The following is a 26,594-nucleotide window of genomic DNA, read 5'->3' as shown; positions in this document are numbered from 1 at the left end:
ATGATCACCAACCAGAACTTCGGGGAGATCCCCCAGTCGTATCTCTTCAGCGAGGTCGCGGAGCGGGTTCGCCGCTTCGAGGCGCAGCATCCCGAGGCGCGCGTGCTGCGCCTCGGAATCGGTGACGTCACTCGCCCGCTTGCGCCGGCTGTCGTCGACGCGCTGCACGCAGCAGTCGACGAGCAGGCTGTGGCGGCGTCGTTCCAGGGGTACGGGCCTGAGGCGGGCTACGCGTTTCTGCGTGAGGCGATTGCTGCGGGGGAGTATGCGGCGATAGGCGTCGATGTGTCGCCGGATGAGATCTTCATCGGCGACGGCTCAAAGTCGGACTCCGCGAACATTCAGGAGCTCTTCGCCGACACCGCGCGGGTGGCCGTCACGGACCCGGTGTATCCCGTCTACGTCGACTCGAACGCGATGGCGGGACGCCTCGGCACATTCGACGGCGAGCGATGGTCTGAACTGACCTATCTGCGCTGCGACGACACGAACGAGTACCGGCCTGCGCTCCCAGCTGAGCCGGTGGAACTCGTGTACCTGTGCTCCCCGAACAACCCAACGGGCACGACAATGTCGCGGGAAGACCTCACGGCCTGGGTGGCGTATGCGCGTGAGGCGGGCGCAGTGATCCTCTTCGATGTCGCCTATCGTGCCTTCATCACGGGCGACGACGTGCCGCGCTCGATCTACGAGATCGAGGGTGCCGACGAGGTCGCGATCGAGTTCGGGTCGTTTTCGAAGACCGCGGGATTCACGGGGCTCCGCTGCTCCTGGACGGTTGTGCCCCAGAAGCTGCGGCGCGACGGGGTGTCGCTGAACGCCCTGTGGCTGCGACGGCAATCAACGAAGTTCAACGGCACGCCGTACATCGTGCAGCGCGCGGCCTCGGCGACCTACAGCGCTACCGGGCGCGAGCAGGTGCGTGCCGACGTCGACTACTACCTCGCAAATGCTCGGCTCATCCGCTCGACGCTCGAGAGTGCGGGCGTCGCCGCGGTCGGCGGGGAGCACTCGCCGTATGTGTGGTTCCGCTGCCCGGGAGGTATGGACTCGTGGGAGTTCTTTGATGTGCTGCTTGCAGAGGCGCAGATCGTTGGCACCCCCGGGGTCGGCTTCGGTCCGGCTGGCGCCGGGCACTTCCGGCTGAGCGCCTTCAATACGTCTGAGGCGACGCAGGAGGCCGCGGGGCGGCTTGCAGCGCTGCTGCCGAGGCTCGCGGCATAGGCAGCGCCCAGCGGGTTCCTGCGGGGCCTGCGGGTGCCTAGCGGCAGCATGTGCACCCTCTCTGACCCTATTTTTCTATTCTGAGCCTTGCGCGGGCAACACTAGGCTCAGAATAGAAAAATAGGGGAAGTAAGGAAACGTGCAGGGTGCGGTGCGAGAGTCGCCGCTTGAGCGATGAGTAACCTCACGCACCCTATTTTTCCTGTGTGAGGCTTTTACCGGCTGCATTACGGTCGGAAAGGAAAAATAGGGTCGGAAGAGATACTCGAAGAGACCCGCACCAGGCGCTCGGCGGCCTTGGGTAGTTAGCGCTGCGGCGCGGTGAGGGTGATGAGGCTCGCCTCCGGGCGGCACGCGAAGCGAACCGGCGCGTAGATCGAGTTGCCAAGACCTGCGCTCACATTGAGGTAGGCCGCGCGGTGTGCGTCGTACCAGACACTCAGACCACGGGCCTGGTCATTCGGCAAGTCACTGTTCGAGGTGAGCGCGCCGATACCGGGAACGCGCACCTGGCCCCCGTGCGTGTGGCCCGCGAGGATCAGGTCGGCACCCTCATCGAGTAGCTCCCCGAGCGCAGCCTGATACGGGGCGTGGACAAGCCCGAGGCGCACAGCACCCACAGCACCCACAGCACCCACAGCACCAGATCCCGAATCCTCACCTGCACCAGCGGAGCCGCGCGGGTCGAAGGTCAGGCCCTGCTCGGCAATCGCGGCGCGCATGCGCTCGCCATCGTCGAAGCGAATGTGCGGGTCATCGAGACCGAACACATCGAGCTTGGTACCGCGGAGCTGCAGCGAGGTCGCGGAGTTGTTGAGATCCATGAACCCGAGATCTTCGAGTCCGCGCGTGAGCCGCGCGTTGTCGATATCTTGCTCGCGGGTGCTCAGGCGGCTCGGCTCCCGCAGATACTTGAGCGGGTTCTTGAGCCGCGGACCGTAGTAATCGTTTGAACCGTGCACGAACACCGTTGGGGTGTCTGCGAACGCCGATAGCGTGTGCAGCAGTGCTGGCCGGGCACCCGTGTGCCCCATGAGGTCGCCGGTGAGCACGACGAGGTCAGGGCGGAGCTCGGCGAGCGAGCGCACCCAGTTCATCTTGTTCGTTTGCCACGGGGCGAGATGCAGGTCAGAAAGCTGCAGCACGCGCAGCGGGGCAGCGCCCACCGGGAGCACCGGCACCTCGTGGCGGCGCACGGTGAAGAGACGGCGCTCGATCACTGTCGACCAGAGCAGCACACCCGCGGCGGTCCAACCAAGGACCGCCGCGGCTGAGGAGCGTTCGTTACGCGCCACGGGCTACTTACACTTCACGCTGAGCGTGACGGTGTCATTGAGGCGGACCTCTTCGCCGGAAGCCGGCGAGACAGACTCGACCTTGTCCTTGCCCGCGTCGACCTTTCCGTCGGCGGCGCAGGTCGCGCTGACCGAGGAGAAGCCAGCAGAGCGGAGAGCGTTCTCGGCGTCGCGCACGGTCCTGCCGTCGAGCCCGTCGGGGATCTTCGCAGCGTTTCCGAGCGAGCGGTACAGCGTGATCTCAGTTCCCAGACCGGAGGCAGCGCCAGCACCTGGATCGGTGCGAGCAATCTGGCCGCGCGGCTCCGTGGAGTCGACCTCGCCGCCATCGCGGTACGCAAACTTCGCGTTCTCGATGATTCGGGCGGCCTCTTCAAACGACTTGCCACGGACGTCGGGGACGGTGACCATGGTCTGCTGCAGAGCGCTTGCCGACGGATCGCCGAAGCCTTCGCCGCCGTACTTCTCGTCTGCGACGTACATCACGTCCGGCCAAATGCGGCTGTCGGCTGCTGTGAGGCCCTGGTAGCCGCCAAAGTTACGGGTATCGACGCGCTCACACCCGATCTGTCCGAGGCACTGCGGGTTCGGGCCGACGTTGCCGACCCAGGTCGCGGTGGAGACGCGGCTCGAAGCACCGACGGTCCAGTTATCGATGTAGTTGTCGGTCGTACCGGTCTTCGCGAGGTGCGGGGTGCCGAACGCGGAGGCCGCGTGGCGGGCAATACCGTTCGAGATTGTGTATTGCAGCGCATAGGCGACGCCGGCAGCGACTTCCGGCGAGATCGCCTCGGAACACGTACTCTTCTTGAACGGTACGGCTTCGCCGTTGGGCCCGGTGATCGAATCGATCGCGACCGGGGTGCAGACGGTGCCCTTGCCAGCGAACGCGCCGAAGGCGGTCGCCATGGTGAGCGGCGACATTTCGTCGGTACCGCCGTAGACGTTCGACGGGTTCACCGTGAGGTCGTAGCCCTCGTAGTTCGGGAAGTCGGGGTGTGCCGCCGGCGAGGCGCGGTGCATGCCGAGCTTCTTCGCCATGTCGAAGGTGTCACAGAGGTCCATCTGCTGCTGCATGGAGACGACACCACCATTGAGGGACTGGGCCATCACCGTCAGTACGGACTGGTTGCCGCGCACGCCGAGGTTATCGTTGTTCGCTTCCCATGAGCCGCCACCGTAGACGCCGCCGTCGATACAGTGCGCGCGGAAGCTGGATTCCTGCACGGTACGACCGCTCGCGTTCACGACATCGCGAACTGAGTGGCCGGTGCGGATCCACTCGGCGAGCGTGACTGCCTTGAACGTCGAGCCGACCTGGAAGCCGTTAGAGCCGCCGTCCTTTTTATCGGTCGAGTAGTTAATCGACGTGTAGCCCTCTGCCATGAGGGCTTCCTCGTTGCTGTACGGTCTGTTTTGGGCCATGGCAAGCACGCGGCCGGTGCCGACCTCCTGGCTTACGGTCGCTCCACCAACGTCGATGCCCTCCATGAGCTGGGGGACGTTCGCGCGCATCGAGTCGACGGCCGCGCGCTGCATGTCAAGGTCGACCGTCGTGTAGATGTCGTAACCGCCGCGACGCATGTTGAAGTCGCGGGTCTCAGCGTCGGAGCCGAACTCAGGGTCCTGCTTGATCTGGTTCTGCACGTAGTCGCAGAAGTGGCCCAGGCCGTAGGTCTCCTCGGCAACCGCACAGCCCTGGATGCGCCGGTTGATGTTCGGCTCGACCGGGGTTTCGACGGCCTCCTTGTGCTGCGCCTCCGTGATCTTTCCGCGCTGGAGCATCTTGTCGAGGATGAGGTTTCGACGCTCTTCGTTGGCCGGAATGTTCTCCGGGATGTCGAGCTGATACGTCACGGGACGGTTGACGATCGCGATGAGGCTTGCAGCCTGCGGGAGCGTGAGCTCCTTCGCGGTCGTGCCGAAGTAGTAGTGCGCCGCCGACTCGATGCCGTAGACCGTGCGCCCGAACAGTGCGATGTTCAGGTAACCCGTCATGATCTCGTCTTTGGTGAACTTCTTCTCGACGCCGATCGCGAGCTTCATCTCCTTGAGCTTGCGATCCATCTTCTGTTCCATGGCGTCGTCGTACGCCTTCTGGCGCTCCTCTGGATCAGGGATCGCCGTCGACTCCTGCACGAGCACGTTGCGCACGTACTGCATGGTGATCGTCGAAGCACCTGAGGTGCCGGAGCTGCCCGCAGCGTTCTGCAGCACTGCACGCGACGCGGCGAGCGCGTCAACGCCGCCGTGGGTGTAGAAGCGCGGATCCTCAATCGCGACGAGCGCGTCCTTTACATACGGCGAGATATCGTCCCAGCCGACCGGGATCCGATCCTGGTCGTAGAACTCTGCAATCTTGACGTTCTCTTCGCCGTTCTTTGCCCAGATCGTGCTCGGCAAGGCGAGCTGTCCGGGCTTGAGGTTACTCGGCAGGTTCTCAAAGATGCTCACGGCGGAGGTCGCCGCGGCACCTGAGAGCGCCACCACTGGGGTAACTGCTGCGGTCACAAGAATGCCTGCGATGGCGCTCATCGCCACCGCTCCGAGGATTCCGCCGAGTACTCCACCAGCTGAACGTGGTTTAGCCGTGGGTACGCGCGAAGACTTTGGGGCCTTTGGGGTCATAGACTCAAGGGTAGGCGATAAAAGCTGGCAATCAGCGCCGCTCGCGCCTAATCAAGGCGATTTCACCCGTTACGTTCAAGAAGGAGTCTCGCGTGAGTGACACCCCAGAAGCACCGCGTTGGGAGTATTTCGTTACTCCGCTGCTGCTGCACAACGAAGCTCAGATCCTCAATAACTGGGGTGCCCAAGGCTGGGAGCTCGTGCAGATCATCGAAGGCCCCGCCGGTGGAAACGTTGCTTATCTGAAGAGGAAGGCCTGATATGTCATCAGTTATCGAGGATCGGATCGCCGAGCTCGGCTTCGAGATCCCGGAGATCGTCGCCGCTGTGGCGGCGTACGTGCCGGCTGTGCGCGACGGCGACTACGTCTACACGTCGGGCCAGCTGCCCTTCGCTAATGGCCAGCTCGTTGCAACCGGCAAGGTTGGAGAGGGCGAGGGTCTCGTGTCTCCCGCTCAGGCTGAGGAGCTCGCGCAGCTGTGCGCGCTCAACGCGCTCGCTGCGGTTCGCGGCGTCGTAGGATCGCTCGACAACGTCGAGCAGGTCGTCAAGGTGACCGCGTTCGTCGCATCCGATCCGTCGTTCACGGGCCAGCCCACTGTTGCCAACGGCGCTTCGATCTTCCTCGGCAAGGTCTTCGCTGATCAGGGCATCCATGCCCGCTCGGCCGTTGGTGTCGCGGTGCTGCCGCTCGACGCCCCGGTTGAGGTGGAGTTCATCTTCCGCGTCCGCGACTAGCGCTCACACGAGCGCGGCGGGAACGCGAACGGGCGGTGGATCCACAAGGATCCACCGCCCGTTTTCGTGTGCCGGGTTACTTCGCGACGCCGCGCTCCGACACCACCCGGTCAGAGATGAGCTGCATAACCATCGTGTCGGCAAGCGTCGTCGTGTCGCCGATCTTGCGGCCCTCGGCGGCGTCCTTGAGGAGCCGTCGCATGATCTTGCCGGAACGGGTCTTCGGGAGCTCGTTCACGACGTACACGTTTCGTGGCCGCGCGATCGCGCCGATATGCGCGGAGACGTGGGAGCGCAGTTCTTGCTCGGCCCCGTCCTCGGTGAGGAGCTGCTGCTGCGACTTGAGGATCACGAAGGCGACAACCGCCTGGCCCGTCGTCTCGTCGTCCGCGCCCACCACGGCTGCCTCCGCGACCGCGTGGTGGCCGACGAGCGCCGATTCAATTTCGGTCGTCGAGAGCCTGTGGCCCGACACGTTCATCACGTCGTCGACGCGGCCGAGGAACCAGATGTCGCCGTCCTCGTCGAGGCGGGCACCGTCGCCGGCGAAGTACTTGTCGCCGAACTTGTCCCAGTAAGTATCGATGAACCGCTGCGGATCCCCCCACACGTTACGCACCATCGCAGGCCACGGGCGCTCGACGACGAGCAGACCGCCCTGCCCGTTCGACACGGGATTGCCCTCGTCGTCGACGACGGCGATGGAGATGCCGGGCTGCGCGACCTGTGAGCTGCCGGGTTTGAGCGAGGTGAGGCCTGGGAGCGGGGCGACCATGATCGCGCCCGTCTCCGTCTGCCACCAGGTGTCGACAATGGGGGTCTTGCCGCCGCCGATGACGTCGCGGTACCAGCGCCACGCTTCCGGGTTGATGGGCTCGCCGACGCTGCCAAGCAGGCGCAGGCTCGAGAGGTCGTACTGCTCGGGAATCTGCCTGCCGACCTTCATGCACGAGCGGATCGCGGTGGGCGCGGTGTAGAAGATCGTCACGCCGTACTTCTCGATGATCTGCCACCAGCGGCCCCAATCGGGGGAGTCCGGGGTGCCCTCGTACATCACCTGCGTCGCGCCGTTCGCGAGCGGGCCGTACACGATGTAGGAGTGGCCGGTGACCCAGCCGACGTCTGCCGTGCACCAGTACACATCGCTCTCGGGCTTGAGGTCGAAGATGTCGCTGTGCGTCGTCGTGACCTGGGTGAGGTAGCCGCCGGAGGTATGGAGGATCCCCTTCGGGCGGCCCGTCGTGCCGGACGTGTAGAGGATGAAGAGTGGGTTCTCCGCGGGGAAGCCCTGGGGGGTGTGCTCGCCGTCGAACGACGTGATTTCTTCGTGCCACCACAGATCGCGGCCATCGGTCATTTCGATGTCGTTGCCGCCGCGCTTCACGACGAGCACGTGCTTGACGGTGCTCGGCTTGCCGTCGGCGTCGTCGAGCACAAGCGCCTGGTCGACGACGGGCTTGAGCGGCGAGACGCGGCCCTTCCTGAAGCCGCCATCTGCGGTGATGACGAGCTCCGCCTCGACGTCGTCGATGCGTGCGCGCAGGCTCTCGGCGCTGAAGCCGCCGAAGATTACGGAGTGCGTGGCACCGAGTCGAGCCACTGCGAGCATCGAGATCACGGTCTCGGGGATCATGGGCATGTAGATGGCTACGCGATCCCCCGCGGTCACCCCGAGGCTCGTGAGCATGTTCGCGGCCCGCTTCACCTCGTGGGTGAGCTCCGCATAGGTGAGCGTGCGGGTGTCGCCCGGTTCGCCCTCGAAGTGAATGGCGACGCGGTCGCCGAGCCCGTTCGCGACGTGCCGGTCGAGGCAGTTCTCGGCGACGTTGAGTTCGCCGTCTTGGAACCACTTCGCGAACGGCGGATTCGTCCAGTCGAGGATCTCGGTGAAGGGTTTCTGCCAGGTGAGGCGGTTCTGCGCCTGCTCGGCCCAGTAGCCTTCGGGATCCGCCGCTGCGCGGAGGTAAACTTGCGAGGAATTCTGATTCGCCTGCGCACGGAATTCAGGTGACGGGGGGTAGCTTTCCCCGGCATCGTGGGCGAGGGAGGAAAGACTCTCGATAGTGCCGTGATCGTCGCTCATGGCTACCCTTTCAATCAAAACATCATTGTCTGGCTCAATGCTAGACCCCAAAGCTTTACACCCAGACCCCCCGAAAGTGGGTGTGGCGGGGGAGCTGTCCACATTCGCATGTTTGCTCTTGGCAGTGCGAGCCCGACAGGTTTTCCTCGAGGGATGGACCCCAGAAACTCCCGCACCGCGCTTCCCAGATCCTCCGCTCTCGGCAGCGATGCCCGGCGTGCGCTGGGCGGTGGGGTGCCACAGCGCTTGCTCTGGCCGTGGAACTCAAACTCAACCGAACACACACAGTAAAGCTCATGATCGAAGCTGATGCCGAAGAGTTATTCGATCCGTTTGCGGTGTTCACCTGGGCTGCTCAGTCCTGGCGGTCAAAATGGTTCAAGTTCACGGACGAGGGTCGCAGCACTGGTGACGCATATGCTCCCCTTGCTTCCCTCAGCAGGCCTAGGAATTAGGTCACTTGTGGTTCGCGATGCTGCACAAGGTCTAGCTCTCAGTGGATTGCTCAGCGTCCTAGCGATTCACGAAGTCCCTGAAGCGTTCGAGGCCCTCCACAAGATGCCGAGTAGCAAGTGCGTAGGAGAAACGGAGGTGGCCAGGCGCTCCAAACGCCTCGCCGGGAACAGCGGCGATGTCAATTTGTTCTAGTAAGAACTTAGAGAGCGAGAGTGAAGAAGTCACTGGTTCTCCATTGAACACGTAGCGGCCGTCAAGAAGTGAGTCGACGCGTACAAAGAAATAGAAGGCCCCTTGCGGTATCCGGGTCTCCACCCCTTGTATCTGCGCAAATATTTCCGCCGCGATGAGCCGTCGCTTGTCGAAAGTTTCACGGAGATTTTCCGGCACATCTTGCGCAAGGTTGAAAGCAGCAATAATGGCTCGTTGCGAGAGATTGGCTACGTTTCCGGTGGTGTGCGATTGGATGTTCTTCAACACTGAGATCATACGTTTTGGTGCAATAATCCAACCCGCGCGCCATCCGGTTAAGGCGTGACTCTTTGCAACACCGTTGATGATCACGAGCTGCTCTGCTGGGACGTGACGCGCAATTGACTCAAAGGAAGCTTCGTCATACACGAAGTTGTGATAGATCTCGTCGGCAATGACCCAGCAACCAACTTCCGCGGCCCACTGCCCTATTTCCGTGAGTTCGGCGGCCGAATAGACACTGCCGGTAGGATTTGACGGCGTTGTGAGAACTAGAGCACGTGTCCGAGGAGTATGAACCTGGCGTAGGGCCGAGACAGTCACTTTGTAGTCGTCTTCAAGCAACGTTGGAACGGGCACCGCTTGCGCTTGGAGGAGAGAGATCTGTTCCGGGTATGTAGTCCAGTAAGGGGCGGGGAGAATGACTTCGTCTCCCGCATCAAGCAACGCCGAGAAAACGTTCCACACGGCCTGCTTGCCGCCGTTCGTTACGGCAACGTTGTCAGCAGTGAAAAGCCGCGCCCTGAGGTAAGTGTTCGTGTACTCCGCGATTGCTTCACGCACCTCAGGGATGCCGAGGGGCGGAGTGTATCGGTGGTTCTCTGATTTGAGCGCGGCTGCCTGCACAGCAGCGACGATCCGCGCGTCAGTGTCCGCGTCGGGTTCTCCAGCGCCGAAGGCTATGACAGGTCTACCCTCGGCGCGGTACCGCTTCGCGAGTGTGTCTATTGCGAGTGGTGCAGATTCGGTAATGCCGCTGGAACGTCGTGAAAGCGCAGGATATGTCATTGTTTCCGTCTCTTGGGGCGTGGCCGGCGAACGGGGAAGCCCCAGAATGGGGCCTCCCCGGGAGTGAGTTACTGCACTCGTGCGATGAGATCTCCGAGGACCGCAGTTTCCTCTTCTGTGAGGTCAGTGAGGGGAGCGCGGACACTGCCGATCGGACGATTCGTGGCGTTCAAGCCAGCCTTTACGATTGAGACCGCGTAGCCGTCCTTGCGATTGCGAAGATCGAGGTACGGCAGTACGAAGTCGCGGATGGAGTCGTCGACAAAGCGGTGGTCACGCGAGCGCACTGCCGCGTAGAACTTGAGTGCGAACTCGGGAACGAAATTGAACATTGCTGAGGAATAGGTTGTTACGCCAAGTTCGAGGTATGGGCGGGCAAAAGTCTCAGCGGTTGGGAGCCCGCCGATGTAGGTGAGCCGGTCCCCAAGCGAGCTATGGATGCGCGTCATCTGATCGATGCTTCCGGCACCGTCTTTGAACCCGATGAAGTTCGCATGGCGTTCAGCAAGACGAGCTACTGTGTCTGCCTCAAAAATCATGTTGGCGCGGTTATAGACGATCACTCCGAGAGAGGTGGAAGCGCAAATCGCAGATACATACTGCTCGAGGCCGTCCTGCGAAGCTTCGGTCAAGTATGGCGGGAATAGCAGAAGGCCTGCGGCTCCAGCGTCTTGCGCAATCCTGGCCTGGGCGATGCCGTTTGCGACGGAGCCGCCCGCTGACGAAAGGACGGGAAGCTTGCCTGCGGTTTCGTTCACTGCTGCAGTGATCACTCGCTTGATCTCGTCATTAGTGAGCGAGAAATACTCACCCGTACCGCCCGCGGCAAAAAGGCCTGCGACGTCATACCCGTTGAGGTAGGCGATGTGCTCGCGGTAGCGCTCCTCGTCGAAATTCAGTTGTGCATCGAAAGCGGTCACGGGGAAGGAAAGGAGTCCGCTTCCGATCACCTGGGCTAGTTCCTGGGGGCTATACGCTGTCACGTCATTCGATCCTTTGATCTCGATATTTACAGGGCTTTCTGGTTCCTGCTTCAGAGCCAGCGTATTGAGGCAACGCATTCATAATCAACACCTGTATCGTATGACTTGATACCTTTAGAGCATTGGTAATCTCATGCTCAAGAATGCGCTGTCCATACCTTTTTCGCCCTGTGGAGACTGCATTCTCGTGGCTACCTTGGGATGAGCTGGGCAGTTACTTTGGTGCTCGGCAAGGACCAAAGAATGAGGAACTTCGTGGCACCCGAGACCACCGTGACGGAAATCGAATTGATCGCTAAGGCTGCGGAGCGTGCTGCCCGTTCTTGGCGTCAAAGATCTGCGCAGCAGCGCGCTCTTGGTTTGGTCGGAATTGCAGATGCTCTCGATGCGGCTGGCGACGAGTTGGTAGCTATCGCAATGGAAGAGACGCATCTTCTGGAGGATCGCCTTCGAGGGGAGCTCCGGCGAACAACCTTCCAGTTACGTCTGTACGCTCAAGCCCTTGATCGGAGTGAGTACCTCGACGTGCGGATCGACCATGCTGACGATGATTGGCCTATGGGCGCACCGCGACCGGACCTGCGTCGAACCCACATACCTCTCGGTCCGGTTCTAGTATTTGCCGCCAGTAATTTTCCGTTTGCGTTCTCGGTGGCTGGAGGAGATACCGCATCAGCGCTCGCCGCGGGGTGCAGCGTGATTGTGAAGGCTCATCCTGGGCATCTTCAGTTGTCTGCACAGACCGCGAAAGTTGTGGAACGGGCGCTACGGGCCGTTGCCGCGCCGGAGGGATTGTTCTCTCTGATCGTAGGCAACGACGCAGCGCAGGCGGCGCTCAGGCATCCGCTCGTCAAGGCCGGTGCGTTCACCGGCTCTATTGCAGCGGGACGTCAGCTCCTTGATATTGCGAACGCGCGGCCAGAACCTATTCCGTTCTTCGGAGAACTCGGCAGCGTCAATCCTGTATTCGTGACCGGGCAGGACGCAGTTCTAGACACGATGTTGGCAGGGTTTATCGGATCGTTTACTTCCAGCAACGGTCAGCTCTGCACGAAGCCCGGAGTGCTTGTCGTGCCTCGTTCAGCCCGTGTTCCGCAACGCTTGGCTCGTATGATCCTCCCTGTCGCCGCACCCATGTTGAATGAGGCGATTCAGGCGGGCTACATCACGGGAATAGAGCGGCTAGCAGATGCTCCTGGTGCCTCGTTGCTCGTGGGACGGTCTAACTGGCTAGCTGACCCACCGGCTCCGACCTTGTTTCAAGTAGAGATCGCGGAGGTACTCAACGCCCCGTTTGTCCTCCTGAGCGAGGTCTTTGGCCCAGCGGCGATTGTCGTCGAGTATGACGACCATCAAGATGCGACTCGGCTGTGCCGCGAGTTAGAGGGACAACTGACCATCTCAGTCTTCGGTGACGTCGGAGACCCGGGAATAGCTGAACTCGTGGACACGGCGGTCGGTCGGGCTGGCCGGGTGTTGTGGAACCAGTGGCCTACCGGGGTCTCGGTGACGCACGCCCAGCAGCATGGCGGGCCTTACCCAGCGACGACGTCGGTTGCCTCTACCTCCGTGGGCACAGCGGCGATCACCAGGTTTCTGCGACCCGTCACCTTTCAAGGATTCCCGGATGCGCTTCTCCCGGAAGAACTACGTGAGTCCAACCCGTTGGGTATCGCCCGCATGGTCAACGGGACGCTGGTGGTGCCGTGACAAAGTGAGGCGCGCGTGTGGGACGTTTTCCTCCAAGGATATTCAACCGATGGGAGTGCGAGGGTCTGCTTTGCGCTTGTGCAGCTGGTACAACCGTTTGACAACCACTCTGAACGCGGGATTCGAGTTGTCTTTGCGCCATACGGCGTAGAGGGGGATGGTGCGCTCGCGAAAACCAGCGATCGGCCGAAATACGACGCCCGCCATCTGCAATGCCATTGCAGACTCGGGGACGAAAGCTAGTCCGTGGTTGTTGGCCGCGAGGGCGATCACACTGTGGACTTGGGTGACCTGCTGGCTGTAGTGCACCGGAGTATCGCGCAGGACCGACTGAACGAGTTCGTGGAAGTACGCTGCCTGGACCGGGTGATACTCGATGAATGATTCATCTCGAAGGTCTGACACCCGGACGGGAGCGTTTGTCACTCCCAAAGGGTGCCTGCTGCTGATAGCGGCAACAAGCCCCTCCGTATGCACCAACACGGAGTCTAGTTCCGGGGCATCCGGTGGACGTCGGACAAGGCCCACGTCAATCTGGCCACCAAGTACCGCGACGATCTGATCGCGCGTCACCATCTCTTGGACCTCGATTTTGAGACGAGGTGCATGCTCCCCGATGTCATCGAGTAGAGTCGGGAGCAGCGCCAGAATTGCCATTCCCGTCAGTCCTACTGAAACCAATCCGTCCTTTCCGTCAGCGATACGCCGGGCGAGCTCTTGGGACTTCTCCGCGATAGCCAGAAGCTTCGTTGCTTCATCGAGGAATGTCTCTCCGGCGATCGTGAGCGTCACCTGGCGTTTGGTTCGATCGAACAGTTCAAAGCCGACCTCGTCTTCCAACTTGCGTATCTGCCGGCTCAGTGGCGGCTGCGTCATCTGAAGCTGCTCAGCGGCCCTGCCAAAATGGAGCTCCTTTGCCACCACTACGAAGCTCTTGAGTTGCACGAAAGTGAACACTCTGCCTCCTCCCTTTCCCCCACAATTGCAGATGCGCCGCTGGCTCGGGCCGCGGCGCGCGATGAGAAGGGGCTGCGGGCATGGAGTATCACCCCGCACCCGCAGCGCCTCCGCTTCTCTAACTCAGCGTCAGGATGAAGGTGCGTTCTTCACCGATGAACCAGAGATCTTCGGTGCTGATCCCAACGTTCCCAAAACGCCATGGTGTCTCGGCGGCCCCGTAATCCCCGACGCGGAGCACGTGTGAATAGCCGGGGCGGAGCTCGTTCGCGAACGACTCTTGCTTGCCCATAAGGTGGCCAACGTTGCGTTTCTTGTACCAGGAAACGAAGTCGGTTTGGGGGTCCAGGACTCCTGCGTCCTCGAGCTCCACTCGGACAGCTGTGAGCGAGGTGAGCGCCTGCGAGTGGACCTCACTCACCGGCACTCCAGGGCGGATTGAAGGAATGATGCTCTCGCGGATCACATCGGTCAAGACACGAAAGGCGCGAGTTGCCCCCGGAGTGAGAGTGAGCGTTCGGGCCATGTCTGAGGTAGCGAGAACAACACCGTTAACTGTGATCTTGACCCCAGCATCCAATTCGATGCAGCGACTCGCTGCTGTGATTCGAGCCGCTGCCGGTGGCGTTGGGAACAGCGTCCTGTCAGACGCGTGAAGATTGGTGAAATACGGCTCGATGGCGAACGGTACTTCGTACTGGACCCGGAATTTTTGTAAGCCATCGAGGTAGTCACTATAAACCTCATACTCAGTGCTCTCGCCACCGTCAGCGAGGCGTTGGCTGAGGTTCTCCAAAGCTCCTTCGATAGCGCTGGTGCTCGCGCGCGCCGCAATGATTTGGAAGACAAGGTCCTCAACGTCACGCAGGTCGCGCCAGTTCCCGAGCGGAGTAGACGCGTTGCGCAGTTCAAATCCGGCTGCAATGAGGGTTTGAGCGAAGGAAGCAGTTATCCAGTCCTCTTCAACTGCCAGCCCCGGCCCCGTGACCAATGTTCGTATAGCGTGTGCCCTGGACGCGTAGCGGGCTACTGGCTCACCTCCGATAGCACGTGCATCGTCACTTGCTATGACGAAGACGCTCTCTGACCCGGGCTCCCAGAGTGCGCCGAGCCCCTCTCCGTCTTGGAACCCAGTGACTTCGGAAAAGTTTGGCGGAGCGGAGAGATACAGCGCACTCGCTCCGAGATCTGTAGCTACGGCTGCAAGCTCGCTGAATCGCGTGTCGACGTTCGAATCAAGATATGCATCGATCCCCTCAAGCCCCGGGAACTTTTTCACGAAGTCGAGGCCGAACTCAACGCCTGCTGCGCGCCATCCGGCAAACTGCTCCAGGACCGAGGCCACGGCAAAGCGATAGACCGTTACCGGGAGGCTGTCGAGCGGATCCTCTTCAACCGCTATCGACACACCCTTATGGTCCTGAAACTCTTGGAGATGGGCAAGGCAGATGCCGGGTGCTACCTGAACCTGCTCACCCTTTGAAAGCTCTGCGATGAGACTCGGTAGGTTCGGCGCGACGTCGAAGCCTTCGACGAGGCGTCGGTCGAACGTCACCCATCCGGTGTGGAACCGAACGCGTTCAGCAGGAATATTTGCGGCGAGCACACCGCCAGACTCCTGCTGCCGTACCAACAGAATGCTCTGTCCTTCAACCTCTGCAACGATCGGCTTCACGATCTTGCTTGAATCGCGCCGAATGTTGGTGAAGAGTAGATTCTCTGTGGGGTCGAGGCCGAACTCTTCAGTAATACGTAAGGTGTCGTTGTTCAGTCGCACGTGTACCTCCGGTGCCGTGGTGTGGTTTTAGATGTGTGAAAAGCGAAGCGCTAGCTGATTGCGCCAGGCGCTCCAATGAGAGTCTCGATTTCGCTCACATAGTTAGCGAAATCGGGAGTAAAACGAGACTCCTTGGTTCGCATGCGGGGGATATCTATCTTGATATCGGCAATCACTCGGCCCGGGCGGTCCCCGATGACCAGCACACGATCACCCAACCAGACGGCCTCGGATATCGAATGCGTGATAAACAATACTGATTGATTGGTCTCCTTCCAGATGCGTTGCAGTTCGATGTTCATCGTGTCCCGAGTCATGGCGTCGAGAGCGCCGAAAGGCTCATCCATCAATAAGATTTCGGGCCGGGAGACGAGCGCGCGAGCGATGGACACACGCTGCTGCATGCCTCCGGAGAGTTCGTACGAATACCGTTTTTCACTCCCGGACAGGCCGACCATATCCAGCAAGTGCTGGGCGTACTTCCTGACTTCGGGAGTGACCGCCTTGCGGAACTCCATTGGAAGCAAAATATTTGCGAGGTTGTTGCGCCACGGTAGCAACACCGGGTTCTGAAACACCATCGCGAGCTCCCGTAGTGAATCTGCGACGGGATTTCCCTTGACCAGAACCTCGCCCTGCGTATTCTCTAGCAGTCCAGCGATGATTCGGAGCAAAGTGGTCTTGCCACTCCCCGACTGTCCGACGATGGAGATGAATTCCCCCCTCTGCACCGAAAAATCGCAGTTGTCGAGAACCGTGACTTCTCCGCCTTCACGGGACTTGTAGGTCATACCAACGTTCTTGATATCGATGACCGGCTGGGTTGTACTCATTTTGAATCCTAAGGTCTGTGGCGAAGCGTCAGTTCCGGGGGCTTGTAATCTGCTCATCTATGGCAACAGGGTCAACGAAGTCGCTGCTGTAGATGTCTGCGGGAGAAATCTCTGCGGCGTTTTCCAGGCCGAGGTACTTTCCTCCGAGATCGATGAGCTTTTGCACGCCTTCATCGCTCATATGTCCAAGTCCGACTGACTCGTTCTCATCGTTCCAACGAGCGTCACACTGCATCTCAATTGCCGTCGTGAGTGCTGTCTCACTGAAGCCGGCGATCTGGTTGTTGAAGCTCTTCACAGTCTCAGGTACGTTGGCGCAGGCCCACATAAATCCCTTAGTAGCAGCGCGATTGAACGCTTTTACGAGCTCAGGGCGCTCTGTGAGTGTCTTGTCATTCGCGAGAATGCCATCTCCGTAGACGCTGAGGCCCTGATCCGCCCAGGGGAGCACGACCGGATCTTCTCCCTGGTCGATAAAGCCGGGAACGTCTGTGGTCGCGTTGGCGAAGTTCGCGTCCCACTGGCCAGCGAGGAGGCCAGGAACCTTCGCGTCGCCGGTTGCGTGGATGACTTCGACGTCGCCTTCGGAGAAGCCGAGATTGTCGCGCACGATGGGCCACATAGCAGGCATGGCGCCGCTGGCTTCTGTCGCAACGGTCTTGCCCTTGAGGTCATCCCAATCTGTGATGCCGCTTTTCTCTAGCGCGACGACTGCGTAGGTGCTCGAACCTTGCAAAAGATTGACCTGCTTCACCTTGCTGCCTTGGGCGATGCTTAGCATTGTGACTCCGAAATCTGCCCAGGCAAAGTCGACCTTTCCAGAATCCACAGCGGAGACCGCGTTAGCGGAACCCGTGCCAGGCATAATCTCAAGATCGATGCCTTCTTCCTCAAAGAATCCTTGATCTTTCGCAGCAAAAAGTGGGGCGTGACGAGGGGTGAATGCGATGCCCATCATGAGCACTGCATTTTCCAGCTCCTGGTCGCCGGAGCCGCTCGGTGAGCCGGAGCTGCAAGCGGAGAGGAGTAGCGCTGAGGTGGCCGCAATCGTGGTGGCAGCGGCAAAGCGCTGTCTCATCGTCTTCTGCACTGTAGTGTTCCTTTCAAGGAGTAATCGAATGGTCTTCTTTGACGCTGGTTACTTGACAAAACTTCTCCAGGGCACGAGCTTTCTACCGATGAAATCCACCAGGGCAAACAATAGGAGTGAGATCAGGGCTAGAACCATGAATGCGGCGAACATCGAGGGTAGATTCACCTGACTATTCGCCAACAAGATGACGTAGCCCAGGCCGCTCGAGCCTGCAATGAACTCGCCGACCACTGCGCCGCCGACTGCTATTGAGATCGCGATCTTCATTCCCGTGAACACGTAGGGCAACGCATAGATGAACTCAATCTTGCTCATCCGCATCCACGTTGATGCCCGGTTTATTCGTGCGAGTTCTTTGAGCTCTGCGGGCACTGAAGAGAGGCCCTCATAGGTGTTGATCACTAACGGGAAGAACGCGATGAGCATCGACACGAATGCCTTTGATTCAAAACCGAATCCGAACCAGAGGATAAATAGTGGAGCGAGCGCGACCTTGGGGATCGTATCGACAGCAATGAGCATTGGGTAGACGAAATGGCGCAGAAACGGGAGGTAATAGAGAATCGCGCCGAAGAGCACGCCGAGTGCTGCTCCGAGCGCGAAACCCGCGAGTGCCTCTGTGAGAGTCACCCAGCTGTGGGACAAATAGAACTCGGGGCGTGAAAAGAGTTCCGCGAAGGCGGATATCGGCCCAACGAGAAGATACGCCGGGAAATCGAAGATGCGAACGACGAGTTCCCATAGGGCGAGCGCGATGAGGATGCCCATAACGGCTTTGGCTCCGGGTGAAGTGAGGACCGCCCCTAGCGTTGGTCCGTGCTTTGCGCCGGAGGGGAGAGCTAATTGTTGGGTAGAGAGATCCTCCCGCGCCTCCATGTTCCTTTGACCGTTCACCAGACTCATTGCGGTTGTCTCCGTCCTTCTCGTCTTTGAGATTCTTCGAGCCTCTAAAGTTCGGTGTGTCCAGAGGGTGTTCTCTGCGCCGTTCAGGCTTGCTCGATGGATTTCAGTATGCCAGCCCGTTAGATACCTGTCTAAGTCCTAAAGTGAACTATTTAATACCCAAATGGGCATAGCAAGAAGTGGGATAGATCGCTGCTGACGGGTTTAGATTGAGGGCATCTAAGATCGTTGAGAAAGAAGGCCTCATGCCTAACCAGATCATCCAAAATCTCGCAGCCCGAGGCTTGTCATTGCCCCTTGCGGCACCACCAAACTACGCATATTCGGCCGCCGTACTCACGGGAAACCTTCTATTTGTCTCTGGACAGATTCCAAAGCTCGACGGACAGCTGTCATGCCACGGGCTCGTGGGGGCGGATCTCTCAGTTGAGGAAGGAGCGCTGGCCGCAGAGCTTGCTGCGCTCAACCTCCTTGCCCAGGTCGAGCAGGCCGTTGGCTTGAGCAGGATCTCACGCGTCGTCAAGCTCAACGGGTATGTCGCGAGTGCCCCGGGATTCTTTGCTCAACCGAGTGTTATTGATGGCGCGAGCAATCTCCTGAGAGTCGCATTTGGTTCCGAGATCGGTAACCACGCACGCACGTCCCTGGCGGTTCCGCAGCTCCCGCAGAACGCTCCCGTCGAAGTCGAAGCGGTCTTCGAGGTCAACTAAACTTCGCTTCGCAGAGTACCGAACCCGATAGCAGCTGGGTGGAGCGAACTAGGGCTACAAGGCCGCCGGGAACCGAGTGCTGTCTCGTCAGCGGAATCGAGTTGCACTGTTGTGCCATGATCTTGCCTGAAGATCTCACCTTGCTTATAGGATGCGCAGAATGCCGCGTCCTATAACGCAGACACGCAGCTTCTCATGAGTCTTTGGTTCCGGTCCCAAAACATCATTGTCTGGCTCAATGCTAGACCCCAAAGCTTTACACCCAGACCCCCCGAAAGTGGGTGTGGCGGGGGAGCTGTCCACATTCGCATGTTTGCTCTTGGCAGTGCGAGCCCGACAGGCTTTCCTCGAGGGATGGACCCCAGAAAATCCCGCACCGCGCTTCACAGATCCGCCGCTCTCGGCAGCGATGCCCGGCGTGCGCTGGGCGGCCTGCTCCCGCTGCTCGACGACCCAGAGGTGCGCGATCTCATGGTGCATGTTCGTGACGGCACGGGGCAGCTGTGGGTGGATCGGGGACGCGGCGCGGCGCGAGTTGACGGGTGGGCGACCCCGGCTGTTGAGGTTCGCCGGCTCGCGATTGCGCTGATCGCCGCTGGCGGGCGACACCTTGACGAACTGAACCCCGTCGCCGATGTGCGGTTGGGCGATGGGATCCGCGCGCACGCCGTTCTCGATCCCGTGGCAGTTGCCGGCCCGGTGCTGTCACTGCGGCTCCCCGCGCTGCGGGTGCCCGCACTCGCTGAGCTGGCGGGCGGTGGTTTGTGTTCACCGCGGCAGGCGGCGCTCCTGCAACGAAGCGTCGCCGAGCGGCAAAATCTCCTCATCACCGGAGGCGCCGGGAGCGGCAAAACCACGCTGCTCAACGCGCTGCTCGCGCTCGTTGCGCCCCACGAACGGATCGTATCGATCGAAGACGTTGCCGAGTTACGGCCAGACCACGCCCATCACATTGCCCTCGAAGCGCGACAGGCGAATATCGAGCAGGCCGGGGAGATCGGCTTGGAACGCCTACTGCGTGAAACGCTCAGGATGCGACCCGACCGGATCGTGTTGGGCGAGTGCCGGGGTGCTGAGATCGTTACCCTGCTGTCGGCGCTGAACACCGGGCACGAGGGCGGGGCTGGCACCCTGCACGCGAACAGCATCGCCGATGTCCCGGCCAGGCTGGAGGCGCTCGGGATGCTTGCGGGTCTGAGCCCGCAGACGCTCGCGAGGCAGGCGATGGCGCTTGACCTCATCGTGCATGTGAGCCGAGGTGGTGGCGCGCACCGGATCGAACAATTGGGAGCGTTACGGCTTAACCGCGGCGGCACGCTGGAGGTGGGTGCCTATGCGGCGGAGGCGACGTAGCGCGGGCCACAAGTTCTGGCGGCCGGGGAGTGGCTCGCAGCGACGCGAGCGGGAGGACGCTGAGCCAGCGGCACTGACTGCTGCTGCCTCGCCCGCTGCTGCCGTGACGGCTGCGGCCACGGCGACGCGCTGCGCGGCGTTGCTGCGCGGCGGAATGTCACCCACGCAAACTGTGTCGGCGGTCGCGCAGGACCTCAGAGGATCCGAGACGATCGAGGTTGCGAGGCTGGTTGGCGACGGAAGCGGGGTGGGGGCGGCGTTTGCGCGCGTTGACGGCCCTGAGTGGCGGGTGCTCGGGGCTGCATGGATGCTCGCTGAGACGAGCGGGGCCCCGTTTGCGCCCGCGCTTGACCGGATCGCTGCGGCCCTCAACGGGGTTGCGGATGTGGAACAGAAACGAGAGGTGCTGCTTGCGGGCCCCCGAATGACCGCGCGACTGGTCGGGTGGCTCCCGCTCGCGGCCGTCGCGGTCGGGTTTCTCTTGGGATTTGATCCGCTCCCGGTGTTCTTCACGCCGCTTGGGGGAGTGTTGCTCATCGGTGGCCTGCTGCTGCAGTACCTCGGTCTGCGCTGGGCAAACTCCCTGACCGGGCAGGTCGCGGGACTGGACCGGGTAGCTGGGCTCGAGTGCGAGCTGATGTGGATCGCTCTGGCTGGTGGGGCTCCGCCGAGCGAAGCGCTGCGGAGAGTGGCTGACGCGGCCTCCGACTGCCGCGCCGAGTGGATCGAGTTTGCAAGCCTGCGAGCAGGTAGGCCACTCGCGAGCGCGCTCGCGACGGCAACCGCGGTGGGAGTGTCAGCATCGCCTCTGCTAGTGGACGCCGCGAATAAGCTCCGGGCAGCGACTCAGTCGCAGCTCGAGCGTGAGGCGGAGCGCCTGGGAGTGCGCATCCTGATTCCGCTCGCGTGCTGTGTGCTCCCGTCATTCGTCGCGATCGGTGTTGTTCCCGTCATCGTGACGTTGCTCGGTGACCTACTGCTCAGGTGAGCGCCGCGGCTGGGGCTCACCACCGGAGCTTTCCCCACATTGGCCGACCGCAGCAGTTTTCGCTCGTCCCGTCCACATTTAGCAACCCGCAGCGCTACGCCGCCCCCGCCTCGGTGAATATCGACCCCAGACGCACCAAGCATCAAGACCGTGCAACAGCTCGGCTCTCAGTCGTCAACAACCCCAGAACCAGAACCGGAAACCGAAACAGAAACAGAAACACGAGGAGATCAACGATGCACTCACACACGACAACAGTGAAGGGCCGCACCCCGGAGAGAGCAGCAGCACGAAACCGTACGGGGTTCGAGTCCCGAGGTACCGCCGAGGCCACAACCGAGACAGCAACCGATACTGAGGAGCGGCTGCTGCTCAGGTCCCTGGGGTTCCCGGCCGCAGGCACTGAGCCGGTCTCGCTGCCCCAGAGGCAGCCGCTGCAACGATTGCCGCGGAGCCCCCGGCTGCCCGGGCTGCGACGGCAACCCCGGATGGCCTGGCCTCGACGGTTGCCCTGGCTGCGCAGTGCGTACCTTGTGGAGATCTTCAGGGCGACGCGGAGCGGATTCCTGCGGACGCTGAGATCCGGCCGGGCCGCGTCTCTCCGTGAGGACGAACGGGGCGCGGTCACGGCAGAGTATGCGTTGGTGATAGTTGCAGCGGTTGCATTCGCGGGGCTCCTCATCGTGATTATGCGCTCCGAAGAGGTGCGGGCGATGCTGCTGTCGCTCGTACAAAACGCGCTGGGGAGTGCGGGGTAAACGCGCTGATGCGGGGGCAGACACGGCCACGGAGCGTGCGGCTGCGCCGGCGCATCGCAGCGCTCGGCACAGCACTCGTCGCGGACTCGCGCGGGTCAGTCACCGCGGAGTTCGCCATCACTGTGCCGGCGGTGCTGCTGGTGCTGGGTCTCGTCGTGGGGAGCGTGCAGATCGCCGCACAACGGGTCAGCCTCACCGCGCTGGCGGGCGACCTCGCCAGACTCGAAGCCCGAGGCGACAGTGCGCTCGCCGCAGCCCGCCTCGAGAGCTTCAGCGGAGACCCGCGCATTTCGCGTGACGGTGATGGCCGGGTTCTCTGCGTCACTGCGAGTTCCGGCCCGAAGGCCGGACTGCTTGCGACGCTGTCGGTGACCGGGCATGGGTGCGCCGCTGTGGCCGAGGGCTCAAGCCCAGACCGCTTGAATGGAACGGTTATCTTCCAACACCAGCGGGTGGACTCATGAGTGTGCCGCTGATGGTCGGAGTCGCTGCGGGAACACTGCTTCTCGGGGTGCCAGTGCTTGTCGCCTCAAACGCGGTGGTCGCGGGGGCTCGTGCCGCGAACGCCGCGGACGCTGGTGCCCTCGCCGCAGCAGATGCGTTGCTCGGCCGAGCGGCAGCCGTCGACGTTGGGCCCTGCGAATTGGCGGCCGAGGTTGCCGTGCTGCACGGTGCGGCAGTGGCTCGCTGTGAGCTCGACGAAGCCGCGCTCGACGCGCGAGTGCGTGTGACTGTGCAGCTGGGAGTGATCTCGGTGAGTCGTGAGGCCCGCGCCGGCCCTCCGAACCTGAATGTAGTGAACTCTCGCCGGCGAGGAGCTAGTGCGTGACGGGCTTCTTGAACCGCAGCCGCGCGACAACCGCGAGCACGAGCATCACAACCGCGCCCCACGCGAGACCAAAGACTGCAGAAAGGCCAGAATCGATGAACCAGGTGACAATGCCAGGAGCGCTGACCGCACCAACGATCGAACTGACAACCTCGTACGGAGCCGTGAAGCCTACCTCGCCGAGATTCACGAGCAAGATATGCCCGCCGACCCAGAGCATCGCGAGCGCGCCAACGACGGTGAGCCCCTTGAATACCCACGGCATCGCTCGGACAAGGCCCGTACCGATTGACTTCAGCCAGCGCGCGGGCTTCTTCATGAGCCAGAAGCCCACATCGTCCATGCGGATGAGCAGGGCGACGGTGCCGTAGACCGCGACGGTCATCAGGAGCCCGACGACGATCAGCGTGGCGAGACGAATGCCCCAGGAAGAGGCCTCGATGTTCGCGAGCGAGATGAGCATGATCTCGATACTCAGGACGAGGTCGGTGCGAACCGCGCTCGACACCATCTGTTTTTCATCAGTGGCGGTGCGCTCGACGACCTGCTCGACTCCTGCTTCGCCCGAATGGGCGGGCCGAATCCAGTGCCACACCTTCTCGGCTCCCTCGTAAGCGAGGTAGGTGCCGCCCAAGATCAGCAGCCACGGAAAGATCCAGGGTGCCCACGTGCTCAACAGCATGATGCCGATGATGATGAGGGCCTTGTTCATCAGGGAGCCGCGCGTGATCTTCCAGACCACTGGGAGCTCCCGCTTCGGCGTCAAGCCTTGCACGTACTGCGGCGACACCGCAGCGTCATCAATGACCACGCCAGCGGCCTTTGCAGAAGCCTTGGCCGCACCCGCAACAACATCGTCGATTGACGCGGCCGCGGCGCGCGCGAGCACCGCGATGTCGTCGAGAAGGGCGAAGAAACTAGCGCTCACGTGGGGGCCTTTAAATAGAGGGGACTCGGTGCAGTTCAGGATAACCCGTGTCCAAGCTATGCGTGCCGGGTTCACGGATTTCCATTCTCCCCGGCGTCGGCAATCAAGTTGCTGAAAGGTCGCCAGGACTATGCCCAGGGCGTCGGGCAGCCAGAAGAATGACAGATTCTCACGTGACTGTGTGTATCGTTGCCGTGCAGGGAACCCTGCGCGACGAATCGCGTGTACGGGATGTGAACGCAAGAATTGGAGTGCCGTGGGCAAGAAGCTTGTCATCGTGGAGTCGCCGACAAAGGCACGCACGATCGGTGGTTATCTCGGAGACGACTATCACGTCGTCGCCTCCGTCGGGCACATTCGAGATCTTGCCGAGCCCTCAGAACTCCCTGCCGAGCTCAAAAAGGGCCCCTTCGGCAAGTTCGGCGTTGATGTCGAAGACGGCTTCACTCCCTACTATGTCGTGAACGACAACAAGAAGAAGACGGTCACCGAGCTCAAGCGGGCCCTGAAAGATGCGGACGAGCTGTGGCTCGCAACTGATGAGGACCGCGAGGGTGAGGCCATCGCGTGGCACCTGCTTGAAGTGCTGAAGCCGAAGGTGCCAGTCCACCGCATGGTCTTCCACGAGATCACGAAGGAAGCGATCGAAGAGGCCAAGGCCAACACTCGCGACCTCGACATCGCCCTCGTCGACGCCCAGGAGACCCGGCGTATTCTCGACAGGCTCTACGGCTACGACATCTCGCCGGTGCTCTGGCGCAAGGTTGCCCCGAAGCTTTCGGCGGGCCGCGTGCAGTCCGCAGCGACACGTCTCGTGGTGGACCGCGAACGCGAGCGTCTCGCCTTTACCTCCGCCGAGTACTGGAGCATTGACGCCCGGTTCGAGCCTGCTGATGACGCGGTCGACCGCGTGCCGTTCGAGGCCAAGCTCGTGCGCCTCGATGGCAAGCGCGTCGCCTCCGGCGGCGACTTTGACGACAGCGGCCAGCTGAGCCCGAAGGCAGTGAAGGCCGGAGCGATCGCGCTTGACGGCACGCGCGCCGAGGTGCTCGCAAGTGCGCTGGAAGCGGGCCCGAAGGCCGCCGTGCGCTCGCTCGAAACCAAGCCGCACACGCGCCGCCCCGCCGCTCCGTTCACGACGTCGACGCTGCAGCAGGAGGCTTCGCGAAAGCTCCGCTACAGCTCGCGCCAGACCATGTCGTTCGCGCAGTCGCTGTACGAAAACGGTCACATCACCTATATGCGTACCGACTCGCCCACGCTTTCGAAGCAGGCAGTCGAGGCTGCACGCTCGCAGGCAGCGGCGCTCTACGGAGCAGAGACCGTGCCCGACGCCCCCCGCGTTTACACCGGCAAGTCGAAGGGTGCCCAGGAGGCGCACGAGGCAATCCGCCCCGCTGGCGACGTCTTCGAACGCCCGAGCGAGCTCAAGGGCACGCTCACGCAGGGTGAGTTCGCCCTCTACGACCTCATCTGGAAGCGCACGGTCGCCAGCCAGATGGCAGACGCGAAGGGCTCAACCGCGACGGTCACCGTCGGCGTCGCGGTGGCAGAAAACAACGGATCCACTGACGCGGAATTCACCGCGAGCGGCACCGTCATCACCTTCCCCGGCTTCCTCCTCGCCTACGAAGAAGGCAAGGACGAGAAGCGCGGCGACGCCGACAAGGCGAACGTCTCGCTCCCGCAGCTTGTCGAGAACCAGCAGCTCGGCATCAACGAGCCGCAGGCGAAGAAGCACGAGACGAGCCCGCCCCCGCGCTACACCGAGGCGAGCCTCACGAAGCGCCTCGAGGAGCTCGGCATCGGCCGCCCCTCGACGTACTCCGCCATCGTGAGCACCATCATGGATCGCGGCTACGTGTCGAAGCAGGGCCAGGCCCTCGTGCCGAGCTGGATCGCGTTCTCCGTGGTGCGGCTGCTCGAGGAGCACTTCGCGGCGCTCGTCGACTACGACTTCACCGCTGAGATGGAGAGCGACCTCGACGAGATCGCCGCAGGCAAGACCGACCGCTCCGCCTGGTTGAAGGACTTCTACTTCGGCAGCGACAACCACCCGGGACTCCGCGGCGTCGTCGATAACCTCGGCGAGATCGACGCGCGCGCGATCAACACGATCCGCATCGACGACCAGATTTCACTCCGCAACGGTAAGTACGGCCCCTACCTCGAGGTGTACGACGAGAAGAGCGAGGTCGACGAGAACGGCGAGCTCAAGCCGCGCAGCGTGAACATTCCCGACGGCATGGCTCCTGACGAGCTCACACCGGCGCGCGCGCACGAGCTCGCGGACGCCGAGCCGCTCGAGGATCGCGTCGTCGGCCTGCATCCGGTCACCGGCAAGCGCGTCATCGCGAAGAACGGCCGCTTCGGCCCGTACGTGCAGGAGCTGCCGAACGAGGACGAGGAGCTGCCAAAGGGCGAGAAGCCGCGCACCGCGTCGCTGTTCAAGACGATGGATCCGGCGACCGTCGACCTCGACACCGCCGTCGCACTGCTCGATCTACCCCGTACCGTCGGCAACGATCCCGAGTCGGGCGACCCGATTACCGCGCAGAACGGTCGCTACGGCCCGTACCTGAAGAAGGGCTCCGACACCCGCACGCTGCCGAGCGAGGACGCGATCTTCTCGATCGACCTGCCCGGCGCGCTCGAGGTGCTCGCGCAGCCGAAGTACGGCGCGAAGAAGGCAAGCTCCTCGCTGAAGGAATTCGAAGCTGACCCTGTGAGCGGCAAGCCCGTGAAGGTGAAGGACGGCCGCTTCGGTCCGTACGTTACTGACGGTGAGACGAACGCGACGATCCCGCGCGGCGACTCCGTTGAGGACATCACCTTCGAGCGCGCGATCGACCTGCTCGCAATCAAGCGCGCGAAGGGCCCGGCCAAGAAGAAGAAGGCTCCCGCGAAGAAGGCTCCCGCGAAGAAGACGGCTGCCAAAAAGCCAGCTTCGAAGACCGCCGCTGCGAAGAAGGCTGTTGACCCGGCCCGCTCGGCTGCCGCGAAGAAGGCGGCCGAGACCCGCAAGGCGAACGCCGCGAAGAAGGCCGCAGAAGCAGCCGAGGCTGCTGCGGCAGCTGCGGAGTAGCCG

General features: G+C 62.0%; 22 protein-coding genes. 11 read left to right on the top strand and 11 right to left on the bottom strand.

Features of this window, described 5'->3' with window-relative positions:
• The gene (locus ACI1US_RS03430; RefSeq protein ID WP_461638175.1) at window positions 1-1,224 is read left to right on the top strand and encodes an LL-diaminopimelate aminotransferase; all 1,224 of its coding nucleotides are present in this window, start codon (window positions 1-3) and stop codon (window positions 1,222-1,224) included.
• A gap of 305 nt (window positions 1,225-1,529) precedes the next feature.
• Here ACI1US_RS03430 and ACI1US_RS03425 read toward each other — a convergent pair whose 3' ends face one another.
• Together ACI1US_RS03425 and ACI1US_RS03420 are read right to left on the bottom strand one after the other, a co-directional pair.
• Window positions 1,530-2,519: a metallophosphoesterase gene (locus tag ACI1US_RS03425; RefSeq protein WP_461638173.1), complete on the bottom strand. Its 990-nt coding sequence runs from the start codon at window positions 2,517-2,519 to the stop codon at window positions 1,530-1,532.
• Window positions 2,520-2,522: 3 nt separating this feature from the next.
• Window positions 2,523-5,054 (bottom strand): transglycosylase domain-containing protein, encoded by a 2,532-nt coding sequence (locus ACI1US_RS03420; RefSeq protein ID WP_461638171.1) that lies wholly within the window; start codon window positions 5,052-5,054, stop codon window positions 2,523-2,525.
• Between the two features lie 185 nt (window positions 5,055-5,239).
• On the opposite strand from ACI1US_RS03420, the gene ACI1US_RS03415 reads away from it, so the two are divergent.
• Together ACI1US_RS03415 and ACI1US_RS03410 are read left to right on the top strand one after the other, a co-directional pair.
• Entirely contained in the window at window positions 5,240-5,407 is a 168-nt protein-coding gene (locus ACI1US_RS03415; protein ID WP_416550086.1) for a DUF4177 domain-containing protein, read from the top strand.
• A gap of 1 nt (window position 5,408) precedes the next feature.
• Window positions 5,409-5,885 (top strand): RidA family protein, encoded by a 477-nt coding sequence (locus ACI1US_RS03410; protein WP_416550087.1) that lies wholly within the window; start codon window positions 5,409-5,411, stop codon window positions 5,883-5,885.
• Window positions 5,886-5,961: 76 nt separating this feature from the next.
• Here ACI1US_RS03410 and acs read toward each other — a convergent pair whose 3' ends face one another.
• From acs to kdgD, 3 genes are all read right to left on the bottom strand, one after another.
• The gene (gene acs, locus ACI1US_RS03405; protein WP_416550088.1) at window positions 5,962-7,968 is read right to left on the bottom strand and encodes an acetate--CoA ligase; all 2,007 of its coding nucleotides are present in this window, start codon (window positions 7,966-7,968) and stop codon (window positions 5,962-5,964) included.
• Between the two features lie 513 nt (window positions 7,969-8,481).
• Window positions 8,482-9,684, bottom strand: coding sequence for a pyridoxal phosphate-dependent aminotransferase (locus ACI1US_RS03400; RefSeq protein WP_461638168.1), 1,203 nt, complete (start codon window positions 9,682-9,684; stop codon window positions 8,482-8,484).
• Between the two features lie 68 nt (window positions 9,685-9,752).
• Entirely contained in the window at window positions 9,753-10,667 is a 915-nt protein-coding gene (gene kdgD, locus ACI1US_RS03395) for a 5-dehydro-4-deoxyglucarate dehydratase (RefSeq protein WP_461638327.1), read from the bottom strand.
• A 255-nt stretch (window positions 10,668-10,922) separates the two neighbouring features.
• Between kdgD and ACI1US_RS03390 the strand changes: the two genes are divergently transcribed.
• Window positions 10,923-12,377: an aldehyde dehydrogenase (NADP(+)) gene (locus tag ACI1US_RS03390; protein ID WP_461638166.1), complete on the top strand. Its 1,455-nt coding sequence runs from the start codon at window positions 10,923-10,925 to the stop codon at window positions 12,375-12,377.
• A 42-nt stretch (window positions 12,378-12,419) separates the two neighbouring features.
• Here the strand turns inward: ACI1US_RS03390 and ACI1US_RS03385 are convergent, their stop codons facing one another.
• The 5 genes from ACI1US_RS03385 to ACI1US_RS03365 all read right to left on the bottom strand — a co-directional run bounded on the left by ACI1US_RS03385 (window position 12,420) and on the right by ACI1US_RS03365 (window position 17,940).
• Entirely contained in the window at window positions 12,420-13,334 is a 915-nt protein-coding gene (locus tag ACI1US_RS03385; RefSeq protein ID WP_461638164.1) for a LysR substrate-binding domain-containing protein, read from the bottom strand.
• A 118-nt stretch (window positions 13,335-13,452) separates the two neighbouring features.
• Window positions 13,453-15,111: a M24 family metallopeptidase gene (locus ACI1US_RS03380; protein ID WP_461638162.1), complete on the bottom strand. Its 1,659-nt coding sequence runs from the start codon at window positions 15,109-15,111 to the stop codon at window positions 13,453-13,455.
• A gap of 50 nt (window positions 15,112-15,161) precedes the next feature.
• On the bottom strand, window positions 15,162-15,944 hold the full coding sequence (locus ACI1US_RS03375; RefSeq protein WP_461638160.1) for an ABC transporter ATP-binding protein: 783 nt from the start codon (window positions 15,942-15,944) through the stop codon (window positions 15,162-15,164).
• 28 nt (window positions 15,945-15,972) lie between these two features.
• Window positions 15,973-17,034 (bottom strand): ABC transporter substrate-binding protein, encoded by a 1,062-nt coding sequence (locus ACI1US_RS03370; protein WP_461638158.1) that lies wholly within the window; start codon window positions 17,032-17,034, stop codon window positions 15,973-15,975.
• 48 nt (window positions 17,035-17,082) lie between these two features.
• Entirely contained in the window at window positions 17,083-17,940 is an 858-nt protein-coding gene (locus tag ACI1US_RS03365) for an ABC transporter permease (protein ID WP_461638156.1), read from the bottom strand.
• A 245-nt stretch (window positions 17,941-18,185) separates the two neighbouring features.
• On the opposite strand from ACI1US_RS03365, the gene ACI1US_RS03360 reads away from it, so the two are divergent.
• From ACI1US_RS03360 to ACI1US_RS03335, 6 genes are all read left to right on the top strand, one after another.
• Entirely contained in the window at window positions 18,186-18,650 is a 465-nt protein-coding gene (locus tag ACI1US_RS03360; RefSeq protein ID WP_461638154.1) for a RidA family protein, read from the top strand.
• Window positions 18,651-19,004: 354 nt separating this feature from the next.
• Window positions 19,005-20,003 (top strand): CpaF family protein, encoded by a 999-nt coding sequence (locus tag ACI1US_RS03355; protein WP_461638152.1) that lies wholly within the window; start codon window positions 19,005-19,007, stop codon window positions 20,001-20,003.
• Window positions 19,984-20,991: a type II secretion system F family protein gene (locus ACI1US_RS03350; RefSeq protein WP_461638150.1), complete on the top strand. Its 1,008-nt coding sequence runs from the start codon at window positions 19,984-19,986 to the stop codon at window positions 20,989-20,991. The genes ACI1US_RS03355 and ACI1US_RS03350 overlap by 20 nt, the downstream gene beginning before the upstream one ends.
• 236 nt (window positions 20,992-21,227) lie before the next feature.
• Window positions 21,228-21,749: a DUF4244 domain-containing protein gene (locus ACI1US_RS03345; protein WP_461638148.1), complete on the top strand. Its 522-nt coding sequence runs from the start codon at window positions 21,228-21,230 to the stop codon at window positions 21,747-21,749.
• Window positions 21,750-21,757: 8 nt separating this feature from the next.
• Window positions 21,758-22,213 carry a TadE/TadG family type IV pilus assembly protein gene (locus tag ACI1US_RS03340; RefSeq protein WP_461638146.1) on the top strand — a complete coding sequence of 152 codons (456 nt, stop codon included), beginning with the start codon at window positions 21,758-21,760 and terminating at the stop codon, window positions 22,211-22,213.
• Entirely contained in the window at window positions 22,210-22,578 is a 369-nt protein-coding gene (locus ACI1US_RS03335) for an Rv3654c family TadE-like protein (RefSeq protein WP_461638144.1), read from the top strand. Before ACI1US_RS03340 ends, ACI1US_RS03335 begins: the two co-directional genes overlap by 4 nt.
• Here the strand turns inward: ACI1US_RS03335 and ACI1US_RS03330 are convergent.
• The gene (locus ACI1US_RS03330; protein ID WP_416550089.1) at window positions 22,568-23,506 is read right to left on the bottom strand and encodes a DUF808 domain-containing protein; all 939 of its coding nucleotides are present in this window, start codon (window positions 23,504-23,506) and stop codon (window positions 22,568-22,570) included. The two genes, ACI1US_RS03335 and ACI1US_RS03330, sit on opposite strands and share 11 nt — an antisense overlap.
• Window positions 23,507-23,762: 256 nt before the next feature.
• Here ACI1US_RS03330 and topA point away from each other — a divergent pair, with 256 nt between their 5' ends.
• On the top strand, window positions 23,763-26,591 hold the full coding sequence (gene topA / locus ACI1US_RS03325; RefSeq protein WP_416550090.1) for a type I DNA topoisomerase: 2,829 nt from the start codon (window positions 23,763-23,765) through the stop codon (window positions 26,589-26,591).
• The last annotated feature ends 3 nt before the right edge of the window (window positions 26,592-26,594 follow it).

Origin of the sequence: Leucobacter sp. BZR 635 (assembly GCF_048061935.2) — a bacterium.
Lineage (GTDB): Bacteria > Actinomycetota > Actinomycetes > Actinomycetales > Microbacteriaceae > Leucobacter.
The sequence above is the reverse complement of the archived record's forward strand: the minus strand, read 5'-3'. Positions and strand labels throughout refer to the sequence as shown.